General features: G+C 42.1%; 16 protein-coding genes. 14 read left to right on the top strand and 2 right to left on the bottom strand.

Features of this window, described 5'->3' with window-relative positions; genetic code table 11:
• Positions 1 to 229 precede the first annotated feature (229 nt).
• Genes BUA59_RS03180 through BUA59_RS03170 form a run of 3 tightly spaced genes read left to right on the top strand, consistent with a single transcriptional unit; the run spans position 230 to position 4,222 of the window.
• Entirely contained in the window at positions 230 to 1,786 is a 1,557-nt protein-coding gene (locus BUA59_RS03180; RefSeq protein ID WP_072838275.1) for a hypothetical protein, read from the top strand.
• Entirely contained in the window at positions 1,779 to 2,504 is a 726-nt protein-coding gene (locus BUA59_RS03175) for a lasso peptide biosynthesis B2 protein (RefSeq protein ID WP_072838274.1), read from the top strand. Before BUA59_RS03180 ends, BUA59_RS03175 begins: the two co-directional genes overlap by 8 nt.
• Positions 2,498 to 4,222, top strand: coding sequence for an ATP-binding cassette domain-containing protein (locus BUA59_RS03170; RefSeq protein ID WP_072838273.1), 1,725 nt, complete (start codon positions 2,498 to 2,500; stop codon positions 4,220 to 4,222). Before BUA59_RS03175 ends, BUA59_RS03170 begins: the two co-directional genes overlap by 7 nt.
• Before the next feature lie 123 nt (positions 4,223 to 4,345).
• Here BUA59_RS03170 and paaX read toward each other — a convergent pair whose 3' ends face one another.
• Together paaX and BUA59_RS03160 are read right to left on the bottom strand one after the other, a co-directional pair.
• A complete protein-coding gene (gene paaX / locus BUA59_RS03165; protein WP_072838272.1) occupies positions 4,346 to 5,269 on the bottom strand; it encodes a phenylacetic acid degradation operon negative regulatory protein PaaX in 924 nt (307 codons plus the stop codon).
• A 115-nt stretch (positions 5,270 to 5,384) separates the two neighbouring features.
• Positions 5,385 to 5,972 (bottom strand): phenylacetic acid degradation protein PaaY, encoded by a 588-nt coding sequence (locus BUA59_RS03160; RefSeq protein WP_072838271.1) that lies wholly within the window; start codon positions 5,970 to 5,972, stop codon positions 5,385 to 5,387.
• A gap of 357 nt (positions 5,973 to 6,329) precedes the next feature.
• Between BUA59_RS03160 and paaF the strand changes: the two genes are divergently transcribed.
• The 11 genes from paaF to paaE all read left to right on the top strand — a co-directional run bounded on the left by paaF (position 6,330) and on the right by paaE (position 16,615).
• Entirely contained in the window at positions 6,330 to 7,115 is a 786-nt protein-coding gene (gene paaF / locus BUA59_RS03155; protein WP_072838418.1) for a 2,3-dehydroadipyl-CoA hydratase PaaF, read from the top strand.
• Between the two features lie 42 nt (positions 7,116 to 7,157).
• Positions 7,158 to 7,949, top strand: a complete 792-nt coding sequence (gene paaG, locus BUA59_RS03150) for a 2-(1,2-epoxy-1,2-dihydrophenyl)acetyl-CoA isomerase PaaG (RefSeq protein ID WP_072838270.1) — start codon at positions 7,158 to 7,160, stop codon at positions 7,947 to 7,949.
• A gap of 2 nt (positions 7,950 to 7,951) precedes the next feature.
• Positions 7,952 to 9,490: a 3-hydroxyacyl-CoA dehydrogenase PaaH gene (gene paaH, locus BUA59_RS03145; protein WP_072838269.1), complete on the top strand. Its 1,539-nt coding sequence runs from the start codon at positions 7,952 to 7,954 to the stop codon at positions 9,488 to 9,490.
• Positions 9,480 to 9,944 (top strand): hydroxyphenylacetyl-CoA thioesterase PaaI, encoded by a 465-nt coding sequence (gene paaI, locus BUA59_RS03140; protein ID WP_072838268.1) that lies wholly within the window; start codon positions 9,480 to 9,482, stop codon positions 9,942 to 9,944. Before paaH ends, paaI begins: the two co-directional genes overlap by 11 nt.
• Positions 9,937 to 11,151, top strand: coding sequence for a 3-oxoadipyl-CoA thiolase (gene pcaF / locus BUA59_RS03135; protein ID WP_072838267.1), 1,215 nt, complete (start codon positions 9,937 to 9,939; stop codon positions 11,149 to 11,151). The genes paaI and pcaF overlap by 8 nt, the downstream gene beginning before the upstream one ends.
• A gap of 272 nt (positions 11,152 to 11,423) precedes the next feature.
• On the top strand, positions 11,424 to 12,743 hold the full coding sequence (gene paaK, locus BUA59_RS03130) for a phenylacetate--CoA ligase PaaK (protein ID WP_072838266.1): 1,320 nt from the start codon (positions 11,424 to 11,426) through the stop codon (positions 12,741 to 12,743).
• Between the two features lie 178 nt (positions 12,744 to 12,921).
• Positions 12,922 to 13,914 carry a 1,2-phenylacetyl-CoA epoxidase subunit PaaA gene (gene paaA, locus BUA59_RS03125; protein WP_072838265.1) on the top strand — a complete coding sequence of 331 codons (993 nt, stop codon included), beginning with the start codon at positions 12,922 to 12,924 and terminating at the stop codon, positions 13,912 to 13,914.
• Between the two features lie 20 nt (positions 13,915 to 13,934).
• A complete protein-coding gene (paaB, locus tag BUA59_RS03120; protein WP_072838264.1) occupies positions 13,935 to 14,216 on the top strand; it encodes a 1,2-phenylacetyl-CoA epoxidase subunit PaaB in 282 nt (93 codons plus the stop codon).
• Positions 14,217 to 14,223: 7 nt separating this feature from the next.
• Positions 14,224 to 14,985: a 1,2-phenylacetyl-CoA epoxidase subunit PaaC gene (gene paaC, locus BUA59_RS03115; RefSeq protein WP_072838263.1), complete on the top strand. Its 762-nt coding sequence runs from the start codon at positions 14,224 to 14,226 to the stop codon at positions 14,983 to 14,985.
• Entirely contained in the window at positions 14,972 to 15,505 is a 534-nt protein-coding gene (paaD, locus tag BUA59_RS03110; RefSeq protein ID WP_072838262.1) for a 1,2-phenylacetyl-CoA epoxidase subunit PaaD, read from the top strand. Before paaC ends, paaD begins: the two co-directional genes overlap by 14 nt.
• Before the next feature lie 36 nt (positions 15,506 to 15,541).
• Complete coding sequence (paaE, locus tag BUA59_RS03105) at positions 15,542 to 16,615, top strand: 1,2-phenylacetyl-CoA epoxidase subunit PaaE (RefSeq protein ID WP_072838261.1); 1,074 nt, start codon at positions 15,542 to 15,544, stop codon at positions 16,613 to 16,615.
• The last annotated feature ends 119 nt before the right edge of the window (positions 16,616 to 16,734 follow it).

The raw sequence follows: 16,734 nt of genomic DNA, 5'->3' as shown, positions 1-16,734 counted from the left end.
GAATGATTATGATAATTATTCGCAATTAATTGAACTACACAAGGAAAGTATAGTATGAATATATTTAATACAGTCGTAACTGTTTGTGCATCCGTAAATATCCAAGGTCCAGCTGGTGGTCAGCAACATGAACCACCACTTTGGGCTACATACGATATTTTTGGTTAGATAATGTAGCGCAGCCACATTATGTGGCTGCTTTTACTTAATGTAGGCAAGGAAGCATACTATGCATTTTCGTTTAGAGATAAATAACGAAGGGGATTGTAAATTTGATGTTATACCCAATAATAGCATTCCAGATCTAAAGCTGGAACTTTATCCAAATGGAGATATAGAGGTAAGATCAGATAAAAGAAAAGTATTGATATTAAAGATTTTAGCTAAAAAAATAATACATGTAAATCATCATTGTGATTGTCAAATTTTTTTAAAAATAGAAAAAAATTTGAATTATGTTTTAAGCTCAAATCTAGATTCTTTACTGAGTAGATACGCCATTTTTAATGATGACTATATTATAAAATATATTTTAGGCGGTTCTCTCCCTTCTTTTGATTCAGCATTTAAAGGTATTAATTTTTTACCTCCTGGCACAAAAATAGACGTTAGAAACAAAATTTTTGAGATTGAAAATTATTTTACTGAAAATAATTCTAATTTCATAGATACCTTGGATGATTTTATTTCAAAAAAACTACAAAACTTTTCTAAGGTCGCTATCGAATATAGTGGTGGTTTGGAGTCAAGTATCCTTCTTCAGTCAGTAAAAAGTAGCGGGTATTGTGGTGAAATTGAGTTAATCCATGCAACTGACTCGGATAGTGGTGAGGCGGATGACTTAGCACGAGTTCGAAGGCTGGCAGAGTATAATAAAGTTGGACTGACAGTTATCGATCAACAAGATACTCCGCCATTCTGTACTGAAGTTAATCCTTTTTGTTATTCAAACTTCCCACATTCTGGACTTGTCAACCAAGGTTATATTAATACTGTTGCAAAAAAAATCCTGTCAAAAAATACACTTGTACTGAATGGTTCTGGCGGAGACTCCTTGTTTCGATCTCTTCCCCAAAGCTGGCTTCACCTAGAACTACTTCATTCTGGTATGCCTATTTCGTCACTAAAATGGTTGCTAAAAAGCTCGTCATATTTTAGAAAATCGCTTATAACTACAATTAGACATTCATTATTAAAATACGAAAATGTAAAGAAAATGTGTGAAAATCCAGGGGTGCACTTTTCTAATAACTCAATAGAAGAAGGTTTTTTTGATGCACGCTCTATCCCTGTAGATCTTAGTTTTCCTTACTTGTTATATAGTGATGATATCAGTAAACAAGAGCGTCATATTGATGCTCTTGTAAATAAACACGAGATCATTTCTTCACCTTTAGCTGTTTTCCCGGGGGCTTACCACTCACCATTTCTTCAATATGAATCAATTAATTCGGCTTTATCAATAGAATCTGAGAAACTATTATTTAATAGAATCAATCGATATGAACTTCGCTATCAAGCATCAAAAAAATATAAATCTGAAGAATTCTGGAATACTAGAAAGGGGAACTTTACAGGTTTAACCCAGCGTAGTATTAAGAGTAATAGAAATAGAATTGAGGAGATTATTCTTGAAGGCGAGTTTGGAAAGTATGTTAACCCTAATCGTATCAGAGAGACTCTCACTGCGGTGTCTTCTGGTGTAAAAATCTGTCCTGGTTATATAATTAATTTATATACTGTTAATTTATTCGCTTGTCAGTGGAGGTTGAAGCTTAATGACTAATGAAAATATGAAAATTAATTATGTAGGTTGGCCTCCTTTTGTTAATACAACGGAATACAATGGAAATATAATTACTTTGAATGAAAAAACTGATGTTTTTACCTTTTTTGATGATGATCAAAGTAATTATATTAGATCTCTATGGGGGAAAAATATTGCTGAGCTTGATGAGGGGGCAAAGTTAGTTATCGAGCAGTTATTGTTAAACGGTACGCTTATAAAATGTAACGCTCCTTCTGATGCTCTAGGAATCGATTGTAAGGTTACAAATGGGATAGCAGATCCAAGATGGGCTATAATGGGTCAAGATATTAAATTTAAGAGCTTTAGACCTCTATATTGGTATAAAGCATTAAATTACCTAAATAGCGCCTATAGGGAAAAAAGAGCGAATAATATTCATGGGCTTTTGAATACTCTCAGAACAAAGCAATGGCGCGCTAAAAAAATTAATGATAAAAAGCTTCATTTAATAGCCGAAAATACCTGTATCGCGATGAAGTTCGTATTGAAAGATGTACAATGTTTAGAATTTTCATATGCAGTAGCAAAAATAGCTTTTGAAGAAAGTATTAAATGTGAATTCAAGATTGGAGTACAAACCTATCCTTTTATTTCACATGCATGGATTGAAGGGGCGTCAGGGGTTGTTATGGACAGGGCTTCACTCAATGGTGAAGTTTCAACAATAGTCTCTATAGGAGGTGCTAGATGTTAAGCACCAGTCAAATATTTACGTCTTTTAAAATATGCGTAGACCTTCTTTTTAACTCAAAAAAATCGGCAAAGTTGAAATTTTTCTATGCTTGTGCTTTAGATCTCATTGTCGTTTTATTTTCTGTTTCTGCTCCCATCCTTTTGAAAAAACTGATTGATGCTCTCGATTCGTCTGCTGATACGTCTGGTGTAGTATATTTGCTAGGAATTGGTTATGGAGCTATATGGCTATGCTCTGAACTGCTACTGAGGGTCAGAGCATACATAACAACAGAAGTGATAGAAGAGGCGAAAATTGAGGCTTTGAGACGGCTTTGTAAGAATTCAATATTTAAATTTGATTCTCGTTCTCGCCATATGCCTGCTGGAGAATTCTCTGCAAAAATGGCACAACTATTATACGCATTGCCAATATTTATCGATGGCCTTACATGGCAAGTAATTCCCCTAATTATAAGGCTAGTATTATCAGTAAGTGCACTTTCTCTTTTTGCTCCGCTTATTTATCCAGCACTTCTCATTTTATGTGTTATTACTTTCTTATCTATATCTGTGTTCACTCATACTCATATCGGGGACAAACAACGTAATGCTAACCTTGCAATGCAGCATACAAGTTCGACTATAATTGATGCCTTGAATAACAAAGAATTGACTATAGCTCATGCAACAGAGTTACATGAAATTGATAATATTTCAAAATCATTAGTCAATTCTAAACGAAGTGCTGTTAAGTCTATGGCATATACACAGTTGGTAAGTAGTACACAGATTTTATTTCTTGGAATTGGTCTATTAATTATTACTTTGAAATCCATTTTTGATGTGAAAAGTGGAGTATTAACTTTAGGTGGACTAGTTCAAATAAATGCTTATGTCCTCCAGTTTTTATTACCTGTAAGCTATTTTGGTATGGTTATTAGTGGTATTAAGCGCGCGTCCGTTGCATTAGAAGAAAATAGGTTATCTCTTATTGATAGTGAATTTCCTGAATGTTTACCTTCGTCTTTTCCTCTTAAGCCCAGTTCCATATCAATAACTAGTTTTAAGTTAAAATCCAGTGATGGAAAAAGCTATCTGAAGGATATAAATTTAAATATTCTACCAGGAGAGTGTATTGCTCTTGTTGGTAATTCTGGTGCGGGGAAAACATCATTAATAAAGTCAATTATAGGGCTTGTGGAGCCAGAAAGTGGCTCAGTAAAAATTGACGATACATTAGTTACAAATAACTCTAGTCGAACACTACGTAAAAAAATTGGATATGTTCCTCAGGAACCCCATTTGTTCAATCGATCGTTGCTGGATAATATTTTTACTACTGAGACAACCTCGGCAGAACGTAATAAAATTCTCGATTTAAGTGGTATTGCTCTTGATTCATTGGCGGCGAATATCGACAAAACTTGTGCTGACCTGTCAGGAGGGGAAAAGCAGCGTGTAGCATTTGCACGTGCCTTAGCTCGTACCCCTTCTATTCTTATTCTTGATGAACCTAGCTCTTCTTTAGATGTGTATTATAGAGGAGTGATAAGTAATACATTGTTCACACAATGCAAAGACACCACTAGAATAATTGTCACTCATGATCTTGATTTAGCCAGTCAAGCTGATCGAGTGATTGTCATGGAGGGCGGGCGTATCATACAGAGTGGTTCCCACGACCTGTTAATAGAAGAAGATAATTGGTACAAAACGTATTGGCAAAAAAAGCGTTAGTGAAAAGTGGATTTAGCTCATCTAATTGAGTGTGATTATGACCTTGTAATAAGAAAGAAGGGGTAGCTGAATTAACTTTATATAGCGGTCAGTGTTGTTTGACCACTATATAAAGCTTGTTGCTTAGTTCAGTCCGCCAAATCTTTGATAAAAAGCTTGTGAAGCTTCTGGAAGTGGCCCATCTGCGGATTCTAGGTTTTTCCCTAGCCAGTGTTCTGCAGCTGGGGTGACTTTGCGGTAAATGTTTCGACATAGCTGTCTTGCGGCTCTGCCTTCCCAGTCTCCCGGTAGGAGCTCTTCAGGTAGTTGTGGGTCTCGCAGCAAGAGCTTTCTGTATTCATGGATTAACAGAGTGCGAGTCAGGAAGCATGATTCAGGGTCAAGATTGTCTTTTTCATCAAGTTCTTGCCATACAGGGCGAAACAGGTTGATGAATTCTTGGTAGTGAGCGCCAAGTTTATCGAGTTCCCAACAGTCTCTTACTAGCATTCGAATCTGTCTTCCTGCTAGCTCTTCTTGTTGATGTGTTTTAAATACAATGACTTTGCTTTGTAAACCAGATGAGGCTAAGACGGTATTTACGTCACTTAGATTGGTGTTTGGACTACCAATAAGCTGACCAGTTAGTACGCCAAAACCTTGCCAGTTGAGATCGTCTAGTAGCTGCTTTCTTTCCTCGGCAGACAATTGTTGTGTCATGATTAAACACCAAGAACCATCCCATACGGTTTGGTTGGCGCTGTACACGCGTCGGAAAGCTTGTTCAAACTTACGTCGACCAGAACCTGTTAAGCTGTAGTAACTTTTTCTTCCCACCTTGTCACTGGTCAGCCAGCCATCCTGAGTCAAACGAAAGATGGTGGTTCTCATTAATCGTTCGTTGATGCCCATTGGTTCAAGCAGCTTGATTAAACTGCCTAGCCAAACGGTTCCGCCATGAGGTTCAATCGTATCACCGTATAAAGTGATGACGAGAGATGATGCTCGAATGGGTTTTTGCTGTTGAAAACGAGTGATTAAAGTATCTAAAGTATTAATTCTGTTCATTGGTGACTGGTGATCCAGTGAGTTAAGCCAGAGGTCATTCTCTTAAACCTGTCCGGCTTAGTAAAGTGGAATAGTCTTAAAGGGTAGACTAAGTGCATTGCAACATAGGAATGTACTAGCCTTTTGGCTGATGTAACCGACTTTGCAGTGTTGGTCTATCTTCTTCTATGGCATTGAGTGGAATACATTCAACCATTGAAGTTAGGCATCTTTTGGAGAGTTCTATGTATTCTCGTGTTCCTGTTTGCTTCCATTTTAATTCGTCATCTGTGACGGATCGAACGATTTTTCCTGGCGAGCCCATCACCAGAGATCTAGGTGGACAAGTAAAGCGATTCTTTATAAATGAGGATGCAGCAATGATTGAACCTTCGCCGATTTCAGCGTAATCCATGACAACGCTGTTCATGCCGATCAGAGCATCTTTTCCAACGATACAGCCATGTAAAACGGCGCCATGGCCAATGTGCCCATGTTTACGAATGATGGTATGGCTATCAGAAAAGCCATGAACAACACAGTTGTCTTGGATGTTTGACTCTTCTTCCATAGTAATGCGCCCAAAATCCCCTCTCAAACAGGCTCCTGGGCCAACATAACAGCCTTCTCCAATGATTACGTCGCCAATCAGCGTCGCGGTTGGGTGTACGTATGCACTAGGGTGTACGACAGGAGTGACACCATCTATTTTGTAGTAAGGCATGTTTTTTCCTTTTTTATTTGGTTCTTTATTTCTTTAATTTTAGATTATTTTGTGTCGATATGTTTTAAATTCTTTCGTTTTTTTACGTTAAATTCGAAAATTATCAAGATTTATTTTTGCTTTAATGAATTTTAAATCATAGTTTTTAATTTTAAGTATCTGATTTTTAAATGCATTTTTTGTTAATGAGTTGGTTTTATTTGTTTGTCTAACTAAAGGGATACGTAAAAATTTAAATTTATTATTGTTTTGTATCTAATTATGGTTCATCTTTATATTAAGTGAAACGCGATTGAGCTCGCTAGAGTGTGTTTGGCTGAGCGAATTAATAACAATAAGATCGAGTGTTTGAATCAAATGACAAATAAAAATTACCAATCATTGGTGGTGCATCAGGCTGAAAGTGGGGTTCAGTTGGTACAGTTGAACCGTCCAGAAGCATTGAATGCATTAACGACAGAGCTATTGGCAGAATTATACGATGTTATGGATGTCGCTGAGGCATCGGATGATATTCGAGTTTTGGTTCTTACTGGAAGCTCGAAAGCGTTTGCTGCTGGAGCCGATATTAATGAGATGGCAGAACGTGATCTCGTTGGTATGCTGAATGATCCGCGTCAGCAATATTGGCAGCGTATAACGCGTTTCTCTAAACCCGTTATTGCTGCCATTAATGGTTACTGTTTGGGTGGTGGCTGCGAGTTGGCCATGCATGCGGATATTCTTATTGCCGGTCGTGATGCGCAATTTGGTCAACCTGAAATCAATCTAGGTATCATGCCTGGAGCAGGCGGAACCCAACGTCTGTTACGCGCTGTTGGTAAATCTCTCACCATGCAAATGGTGCTTACCGGTCAACCTATCAATGCCCAGCAGGCAAAAGATGCTGGTCTCATTAGTGAAATAACCCAACCTGAACTTACTGTTACCAGAGCTTTGGCTTTGGCGAAAGTCATTGCGAGTAAAGGCAGCCTTGCTGTGCGCTTAGCAAAAGAATCCATTCTAAAAGGCATGGATACTGACTTAGCAACAGGCCTGCGTTTTGAACGCCATGCTTTTACTGTGCTGGCAGGTACTGAAGATAGGAAAGAAGGGATTATGGCGTTTAAAGAAAAACGTCAGCCCAACTTTTCTGGTCGCTAATTTTCTGGCGTTATTTTTCAATTTTTAGAGAGGCAATAGTAAATGAGCTTCGAACACATTCTATATTCGGTTGATTCTGGTGTGGCATTACTGAGCTTAAATCGCCCCAAGGCGCTTAATAGCTTTAATGAAGCCATGCACCTTGAAGTGCAGCAAGCACTAAAATCCGCTCTAAAAGACAAGCAGGTTAGGGCGCTGGTTTTAACGGCTGAGGGGCGAGGTTTCTGTGCTGGGCAAGATTTGTCTGATCGTAATGTTGATCCTAATGCCGCGTCACCTGATCTGGGTATTTCAATAGAACGTTTTTACAATCCACTGATTAAACAGTTACAGGCTTTTCCAATGCCAGTGATATGTGCTGTTAATGGTGTGGCGGCAGGTGCTGGGGCGAATATTCCTTTGGCGTGCGACCTGGTTATTGCGGCGCGTTCTGCCAAATTTATTCAGGCTTTTTGTAAGATCGGTTTAATACCTGACTCAGGTGGAACCTGGTTTTTACCGCGCTTGATCGGTATAGCAAGAGCCAAAGAGTTGGCGTTGTTAGGCGAGCCACTTATGGCGGAAAAAGCGCTGGAGTGGGGAATGATTTATAAAGTCGTAGACGATGAAAATTTGCGCGAAGAGGCAATGTCGTTGGCGCGTCGTCTGGCAACTCAACCAACCAAAGGTTTGTCTTTTGTTAAGCGTGCACTCAATCAAAGTTTTGATCACGATTTTAATACTCAACTAGATGTTGAGCGTGATTTACAGCGAATGGCGGGTCAGACGCAGGATTACCGTGAAGGCGTAAAAGCATTTATGGAAAAACGTACTCCAGAATTTAAAGGGGAATAATTATGTCTGCTTTAAATCAAAGTGCGGTGATTGGAGTAATTGGTGCTGGCGCAATGGGCGCAGGGATAGCGCAGGTGGCCGCTCAAGCGGGTCATCAAGTGAAGCTTTATGACAACCGCGAAGGGGTTGCTCAAACGTCTATCGATTCAATGGCAAAGCAATTAGCGAAATTGGTGGAGCGCAATAAGTTTACGGCTGAGCAGGTGCAACAAATATTAGCTCGCTTGTCGGTGGCAAACACGCTGGATGAATTGTCTGATACTGGGTTGGTGGTGGAAGCCATCGTTGAAAATATTGACGTTAAGAAAAGTATTTTTGATGCCTTGGAAACGATTTGTTCAGCGAATTGTATTTTAGCCAGTAATACCTCTTCTATCTCTATTACCCGTTTAGCGGCGGGAATGAAACATCCCGAACGCATGGTGGGAATGCATTTCTTTAATCCAGCTCCGATTATGAAGTTGGTTGAAGTGGTGTCTGGTTTGGCAACGGATTCTGATGTCGCGGCCTGTGTTTATGAAACCGCTTTGAATTGGGGGAAAAAGCCTGTTTATGCCGCTTCTACTCCGGGTTTTATTGTCAATCGAGTGGCACGTCCTTTTTATGCTGAAAGCTTTCGATTACGACAAGAGCAAGTGGCCGACTGTGCGACTCTGGATGCTTTGTTAAAAGGCGCTGGTGGTTTTCGAATGGGCGCTTTTGAACTGACCGATATGATAGGTCATGATGTGAATTATGCCGTCACCTGTTCTGTGTTCGATGCTTATTATGGCGATTTTCGTTTTCAGCCTTCTTTGATTCAAAAAGACTTAGTAGATGCTGGCTTTTTAGGGAGGAAAACTGGTCAAGGTTTTTATTCTTATCAAGAGGGTGCCGAAAAGCCTGAGGCTCAAATCGTCTCTGTCTCGTCTTCGACTAATGCGAGCAATATTCAGTGTGAAGTGTCAGAAGAGATTGGCCATCTTACTGGATTGGTTGAGCGTTTGTCTCAGGCTGGTATTCAAGTGACTAAAGCTTCTGGGTTGGCGAAAGGCTATCTAAAAATTGGTAGTGCCTTGCTGGCGTTAACCGACGGACGTATGGCGTGTGAACGAGCCAAAGATGAGCAGTTAAGCGATCTTGTTTTGGTGGACTTGGCACTGGATTATCAGAGTGCAACACATATTGCCTTGAGTCGTTCAGCATCGACATCTGAGGGCGCGTTTAATGACGTTGTTCAGTGTCTTGATCAGCTTGGAATTAAGGTAAGTGAAGTAGTGGATTCGCCAGCTTTGGTCGTGATGCGAACGGTCGCTATGTTGGCGAACGAGGCCGCTGATGCGGTTTTGCAGGGCGTCGCAACGGCAGAAGGTGTCGATACGGCCATGTGTTTTGGCGTGAATTATCCGAAAGGTCCACTGGCGTGGGCAGAATCTATTGGTGTTGCTGATGTGGAAACGGTGTTGCGTAACTTGCAGCAGTCATATGGTGAGGACCGTTACCGTCCTTCTTTGTTAATTCGTCGTATCGCTATGTTAGAAGGAAACTTCCATGTCCAATAACTTTACTGAAGAACAAATGAAAGTGCAGCTTGCTGAGCGTTGCGCACAAGCTTTGTATGAGCGAGATGTTGCCACTCAGCATTTAGGTATTGAGTTGCTATTTTCTGCGCCGGGTCAGTCGCAAGTTCGCATGACAGTGCAAGACTTTATGTTGCAAGGGCATAAAACTTGCCACGGCGGCTATATGTTTACCTTGGCCGATTCGGCTTTTGCGTTTGCCTGTAATACCTACAACCAACCGACTGTCGCGCTTGGCTGTTCTATTGATTACGTTGCACCTGCTTATCAAGGTGATGTGCTTACCGCAAGCTGTTGTGAGAAAAGTCGTGGTGGGCGGACAGGAAACTACGACGTAGAGGTTCATAACCAACAAGATCAATTGATCGCTATATTTCACGGCAAATCTTACCGCGTTAAAGGCGAGATACTTTCACAGGAGAACATAAATGAGTGATGCTCTTATTATTGATGCTATCCGTACGCCGATTGGACGTTACGGCGGCGCGCTTTCTAAAGTTAGGGCAGACGATTTGGGTGCTATTCCGATTAAATCTCTAATGGATCGAAACCCGACGGTTGATTGGTCAAAAGTAGACGATGTCTTGTATGGCTGTGCGAACCAAGCAGGTGAAGACAATCGCAATGTGGCTCGAATGTCTTCTTTGTTATCAGGGCTTCCTCATAGTGTGCCAGGTTCGACGATCAATCGTTTGTGTGGTTCTGGTATGGATGCGGTTGGCTTGGCAGCCAGAACTATTCGTGCTGGTGAAGCGGGATTGATGATTGCGGGTGGTGTCGAATCTATGTCACGAGCGCCATTCGTATTGGGTAAAGCAGATCAGGCTTTTTCGCGCCAAGCGGATATGTATGACACGACGATCGGCTGGCGTTTTGTTAATAAACTGATGGCAGATCAGTTTGGCGTGCATTCTATGCCCGAAACCGCTGAAAATGTAGCGGAAGAGTTTAATATTTCCCGCGCAGATCAAGATTTATTCGCTTTGCGTAGCCAGCAGAAAACCGCTGTTGCTCAAGAAAATGGACGTCTATCGAAAGAGATTATCCCAGTTGTGATTCCGCAACGTAAAGGCGATCCAGTCGTGGTTAGTCAGGATGAGCATCCTCGCGCAGACACCAGTTTGGAAGCGTTGTCGAATCTTGCTACGCCTTTTCGTCGCGATGGCAAAGGATCGGTTACAGCAGGTAATGCGTCTGGTGTTAACGACGGCGCTTGTGCCTTGTTATTGGCAAGCGAAGAAGCTGCAGCGACATATGGTTTAAAAGCGCGTGGGCGAGTATTGGGTATGGCGGCGGCAGGTGTTGAGCCGCGTATTATGGGAATTGGTCCTGCTCCAGCGTCTAAAAAGGTACTTGAGCAAGTGGGTCTTACCTTAGAGGATATGGATGTTATTGAATTAAATGAAGCCTTTGCGTCACAAGGTTTGGCGGTATTGCGCGAGCTTGGTTTAGCAGATGACGATGCTCGAGTTAACCCAAATGGCGGTGCCATTGCATTAGGTCATCCATTAGGGATGAGTGGTGCGCGATTGATTACCACCGCGTTAAATGAATTGGAAATTAAGAATAAGCGGTATGCCTTGTGCACTATGTGTATTGGTGTGGGTCAGGGTATAGCAATGGTGATTGAGCGACTTGATTAACGACTACTGTGCTCGCCAATACTGTGTTAAAAACAGACTCAAAATGCTCATTTATAACCCATAAACTCTGCTTTTTCGTCTGTTTTTGCCTTGTCTTGGCTTCGCTCGTAACGTCGTGGGCTGTCGTGACGTTGTGGGGCGTCATGCGTCGCGTTGTAGTCGTAAAACGGTTTCAATTTACCTAGCAGTCAAAATAATAAGGTTGTGTTACCAAAAAAATAATACAGCCATGAATACTAAATTCTAAAAATAATAACAGAGAGAGCGCAGCAATGGATATTCGTAGTCGGTTTAATCCAGATCAACTTGACCCAATGGAAACAGCCAGTATTGATGAGTTGCGAGCTCATCAATTAGAGCGTTTGCAGTGGACAGTCAATCACGCTTATAGCAATGTTCCTATGTATAAACAGCGATTTGATCAGTTAGGGTTGCACCCTGATGATATTAAAACGTTGGACGATCTTGCCAAACTTCCTTTCACTACAAAATCGGACCTACGAGATAACTATCCGTACGGTATGTTTGCGACACCGATGAATCAAGTGGTTCGCCTTCATGCATCAAGTGGAACGACAGGTAAGCCAACGGTCGTTGGATACACCCAAAATGATATCGATAATTGGGCCAACATCGTGGCTCGTTCGATCCGTGCTGCGGGCGGGCGCAAAGGCGATATGCTACATAATGCTTATGGTTACGGCCTGTTTACTGGCGGCTTGGGTGCACATTATGGCGCCGAACGTCTTGGTTGTACGGTTATTCCAATGTCTGGTGGGCAAACCGAAAAGCAAGTGCGTCTGATTCAAGATTTTCAGCCTGACATTATTATGGTGACGCCATCTTATATGTTGAACTTGCTAGATGAAATGGAAAAACAAGGCATCGATCCGCTTGGGCTTAAGTTGCGTTTAGGTATTTTTGGTGCAGAGCCATGGACTCAAGAATTACGTCGCTCAGTAGAAGAGCGAGCTGGTATTCGTGCCATGGATATTTATGGTTTGTCTGAAATCATGGGGCCTGGTGTGGCGATGGAATGCGCAGAAAGTCAGGATGGACCTACGGTATGGGAAGATCATTTCTATCCTGAAATTGTCGATCCGAATACGGGTGATGTGCTGCCAGATGGTGAGATGGGAGAGTTGGTGTTTACCAGCCTAAGTAAAGAAGCCTTGCCAATGATTCGTTACCGTACGCGGGATTTAACTCGATTATTGCCGGGAACCGCTCGCCGTATGCGCCGCATCGATAAAATTACTGGCCGTAGCGACGACATGATGATTATTCGCGGTGTGAACGTTTTCCCAACGCAGATTGAAGAAGAAGTAATTAAAGTAAATCACTTTTCAGAAAACTATGAAATACATCTGTATCGCAAAGGTAATATGGATAGTATGGATGTGCATGTTGAGCTGCGTCCTGATTGTGCTGGTTTTGATGAGCAAAAAATCAATGGTGCCATTAATGAATTGCGTCACCATGTGAAGTCGTCTATAGGGATCAGCATTAACGTTAAGCTCAGAGAAATAGGCAGCATAGCTCGTTCAGAGGGCAAGGCTAAACACGTCTACGACGAACGAATTTCCGTTTAATTAATCTTTCTATTTGATAAAGAGTAGCCTCTTGTTTTAAGGGGCTAGGATTTTCTGTTGCCAGAAAATTAGAATATTAAATGATACATAAAGTTAAAAATTAACTTGAATTTATGTATCATTAGTCTATTCTTTTATAAAGAAGCTGACTTATTTCTACGGTATTGGAGATGTTCTCATGTACGCACAACAGGTTGAAACAGGGACGAAAGCAATAAAATCCCTAGCTGAAATGGGGCCAGAAGAAAGGGCATTTCAGGAAAAAATTGATGCCGAGATTAAAATCGAGGCTAAAAACTGGATGCCAGATAACTATCGCAAAACCTTGATCCGTCAAATTTCCCAGCATGCTCATTCTGAAATTGTGGGTATGTTGCCAGAAGGTAATTGGGTGACCCGCGCGCCAACCTTGAAACGTAAGTTGCAACTTATGGCCAAAATTCAGGATGAAGCGGGCCATGGTTTGTATCTGTATAGCGCGATGGAAACGCTCGGTGCGGATCGCGATGAAGAGATCGAAAAGCTGCACTCTGGTCGTGCTAAGTATTCAAGTATTTTTAATTATCCAACTCTTAATTGGGCCGATATGGGCGCTGTGGGTTGGTTGGTTGATGGCGCTGCGATTGTCAATCAGGTACCCCTTCAACGTACCTCTTACGGCCCTTATTCTCGTGCCATGATCCGAGTCTGCAAAGAAGAAAGCTTTCATCAGCGCCAAGGCTACGAAATCCTTTTGCACATGATGCGTCATGGTATCCAAGCACAAAAAGACATGGTACAGGATGCCATCAATCGCTTGTGGTGGCCGTCATTGATGATGTTTGGCCCAAGCGATGCAGAGTCTCCTAACTCGGCTCAATCTATGGCATGGAAAATCAAACGCCATACCAATGACGAACTGCGTCAACGCTTTATTGACCAAACCATTCCGCAGCTAGAGCTATTAGGCTGCACAGTTCCAGACCCTGATTTGAAATGGAATGAAGAGCGTGGTCACTACGACTTTGGTGAGATTCAGTGGGAAGAATTCTACGAGGTTCTCAAAGGCAATGGCCCTTGTAATCGAGAGCGTTTGGAAACGCGTCGAAATGCGATTCAAGACGGAGCTTGGGTACGTGAAGCGGCGGTAGCCCATGCAAACAAAAAACAAAAACAACAGGCTGCTGCCTAACTAATTTTGAGGTATCTCCCATGTCTGAATGGACACTTTTTGAAGTATTTATCCGTAGTAAACACGGCTTAAATCACAAGCATGTTGGCAGTGTTCACGCAGTGGATGCTGAAATGGCCATTGAAAATGCCAGAGACCTTTACACGCGTCGAAATGAAGGCGTGAGTATTTGGGTTGTGCCATCTGCATCAATCACAGCAACCGCGAGTGATGAGAAAGAGCCTTTATTCGATCCATCAGAAGACAAAGTCTATCGTCATGCCAGCTTTTATGAGCTGCCTGATGAAGTAGGGCATATGTGAGGTGGTTATGACTAAATACGATGAATTAACTGAATTTTTATTGCGTCTTGGTGACAGTGCCTTGATCCAAGCTCAGCGGTTATGCGAATGGACAGGACGTGCTCCAGCTCTTGAAGAAGAAATGGGCATGATGAACGTCGGTCTTGACTTAGTCGGTCAGGCTCGCAATTGGTATGAATACGCCGCTGAACGAATTAACGACGGTACAGATGCCGATACATTAGCGTTTCGCCGTGATGAGCGTGCGTTTCGTAATTTGTTATTGGTAGAACAACCTAATGGTGACTTTGCCGTCACCATGACAAAACAGTTTTTCTATGACGCTTGGCAGTTTCACCTGCTTACGATGCTAAAAGGTGCAAACGATGAGCGTATTGCGGCGATTGCAGCGAAATCATTAAAAGAAGTGACTTACCATTTGCGTCGCTCATCTCAATGGGTTGAACGTTTAGGTGACGGTACCGAAGAAAGTCATCAACGCATGGAAAAAGCGGTAGATATCGTTTGGCGTTTTACCTTTGAACTGGTTGAAAAAAATGACGCTGAATTGGCTCTGTCTGAATCAGGACATATTCCGGCGCTTACCGAATTGCCGGAACAATGGCTGGCGACAGTAAACGAAGTATTCGCAAAGGCGACGTTAACGCTTCCTGATGCACCAAACACTTTCTATTTGAGTGCTCGAACAGGTATGCATTCAGAACATTTGGGGACGTTATTGGCAGAAATGCAGTTCTTACAACGAGCTTATCCCGATGCAAGCTGGTGAGTTAATTACCACCGACCAACAAGGTCGTTCAGGGAGCGAGGCCGATATCCAGCAAGCATATAGCGTGCTGGAAGACGTCATGGATCCTGAAGTACCTGTGGTGAGTGTGATGGACCTTGGTATTGTTCGGGACGTCAGTTGGGCGGATGGACATCTTTATGTAGTTGTCACACCAACGTATTCAGGTTGTCCTGCGACAGAATATATCGAAACGTCGATACGTGATGCGCTGCAAGATGCGGGCTTTTCACACCCGAAAGTATCGCAGCGTTTAGATCCAGCTTGGACAACCGATTGGATTACCGAACAGGGTCGAAGCCGCCTTAAAGCCTACGGGATTGCGCCTCCAGTTGGGAGCTCAAACAAGCGCTCTTTGTTGTCGGGAATTACACAAGTTGAATGTCCAAATTGTGGTAGTGAAGACACTGAGCAATTAAGTGAATTCGGCTCGACAGCCTGCAAATCCTTGTATCGGTGTAAGTCCTGTTTAGAACCGTTTGATTATTTTAAATGCATTTGAGCCATAGATAAAAATAACGTGGCCGTGGAGACACAGATGAATCAATTTCACTCACTTACCGTTTCAGATTTACGTCGTGAAACTCGTGATTCTATTTCGCTCGCTTTTGATATCCCAGAGGATTTAGCGCAGAGATATCAATTCAAACAAGGTCAATTTTTGACACTGCGTACTCAAATTGATGGCCAAGAAGTACGTCGTTCTTATTCTATTTGCAGTGGCGTTCAAGACAATGAAATGCGAGTAGCAATAAAGCGTGTGCCTGATGGGCTTTTTTCTACCTTTGCTAATGATTCGATTAAGGTTGGTGATGTTCTTGAGGTAATGCCACCGCTAGGGCACTTTTATTCAGAGCTTGATCCTTCCCGTCATGGTGACTATTTATTGGTTGCCGCTGGCAGTGGGATTACCCCAATTCTGTCTATTGCAAAAACGACTTTGGCCACTGAGCCGTACAGTAAAGTCACGCTTTTATATGGTAATCGTTCTACTTCTTCCACCATGTTCCGAGATCAACTTGCCGATCTAAAAAACACTTATATGGATCGTTTGAATCTGATTTTCGTCTTGAGTCGTGAACAGCAAGATATCGATTTGTATAACGGTCACATTGATGAAGATAAATGCCGTGCTTTATTTGAACGTTGGGTGAATGTGAAGACATTGGCTGGGGCGTTTATTTGCGGGCCTCAATCCATGACGGAAACGGTTAGAGACATATTAAAAGAGTCTGGTACACCAGAAGAAAACATCCATTTTGAACTGTTTGCCGCGGCAGGTAATGAGCGCAAACGAGAGCAGCGTGCACAAGCTGCTGCCAATGCAGATATGTCGGAAATTACCGTCATTCGTGATGGTCATGCAATGAGCTTTGACCTGAAACAGAATACAGAAAACTTGCTGAATGCGGGTAACGAGCATGGTGCAGATCTGCCGTTTTCGTGTCGAGCAGGCGTGTGTTCTACCTGTAAATGCAAGGTCGTTGAAGGCGAAGTGGACATGGACATCAGCATTGGTCTTGAAGACTACGAAGTGGAAGCGGGTTATGTGCTTTCTTGTCAGTCTTACCCTGTGTCGAAGAAGGTTGTATTGGATTTTGACCAAGTCTAATTCTGCTTGATCACTCGCCTGATCATGAAAGAAAGCATAAAGAAAGTTAAAGCATAAAAAATACGATCGATACATCATAAAAACAACAAAGATGACGGTGGCGAATGTGCCATCGATGG

This window comes from Marinomonas polaris DSM 16579 (assembly GCF_900129155.1).
GTDB lineage: Bacteria > Pseudomonadota > Gammaproteobacteria > Pseudomonadales > Marinomonadaceae > Marinomonas > Marinomonas polaris.
Note: the sequence above shows the minus strand (reverse complement) of the source record. Positions and strands in the feature narration are given on the sequence as shown.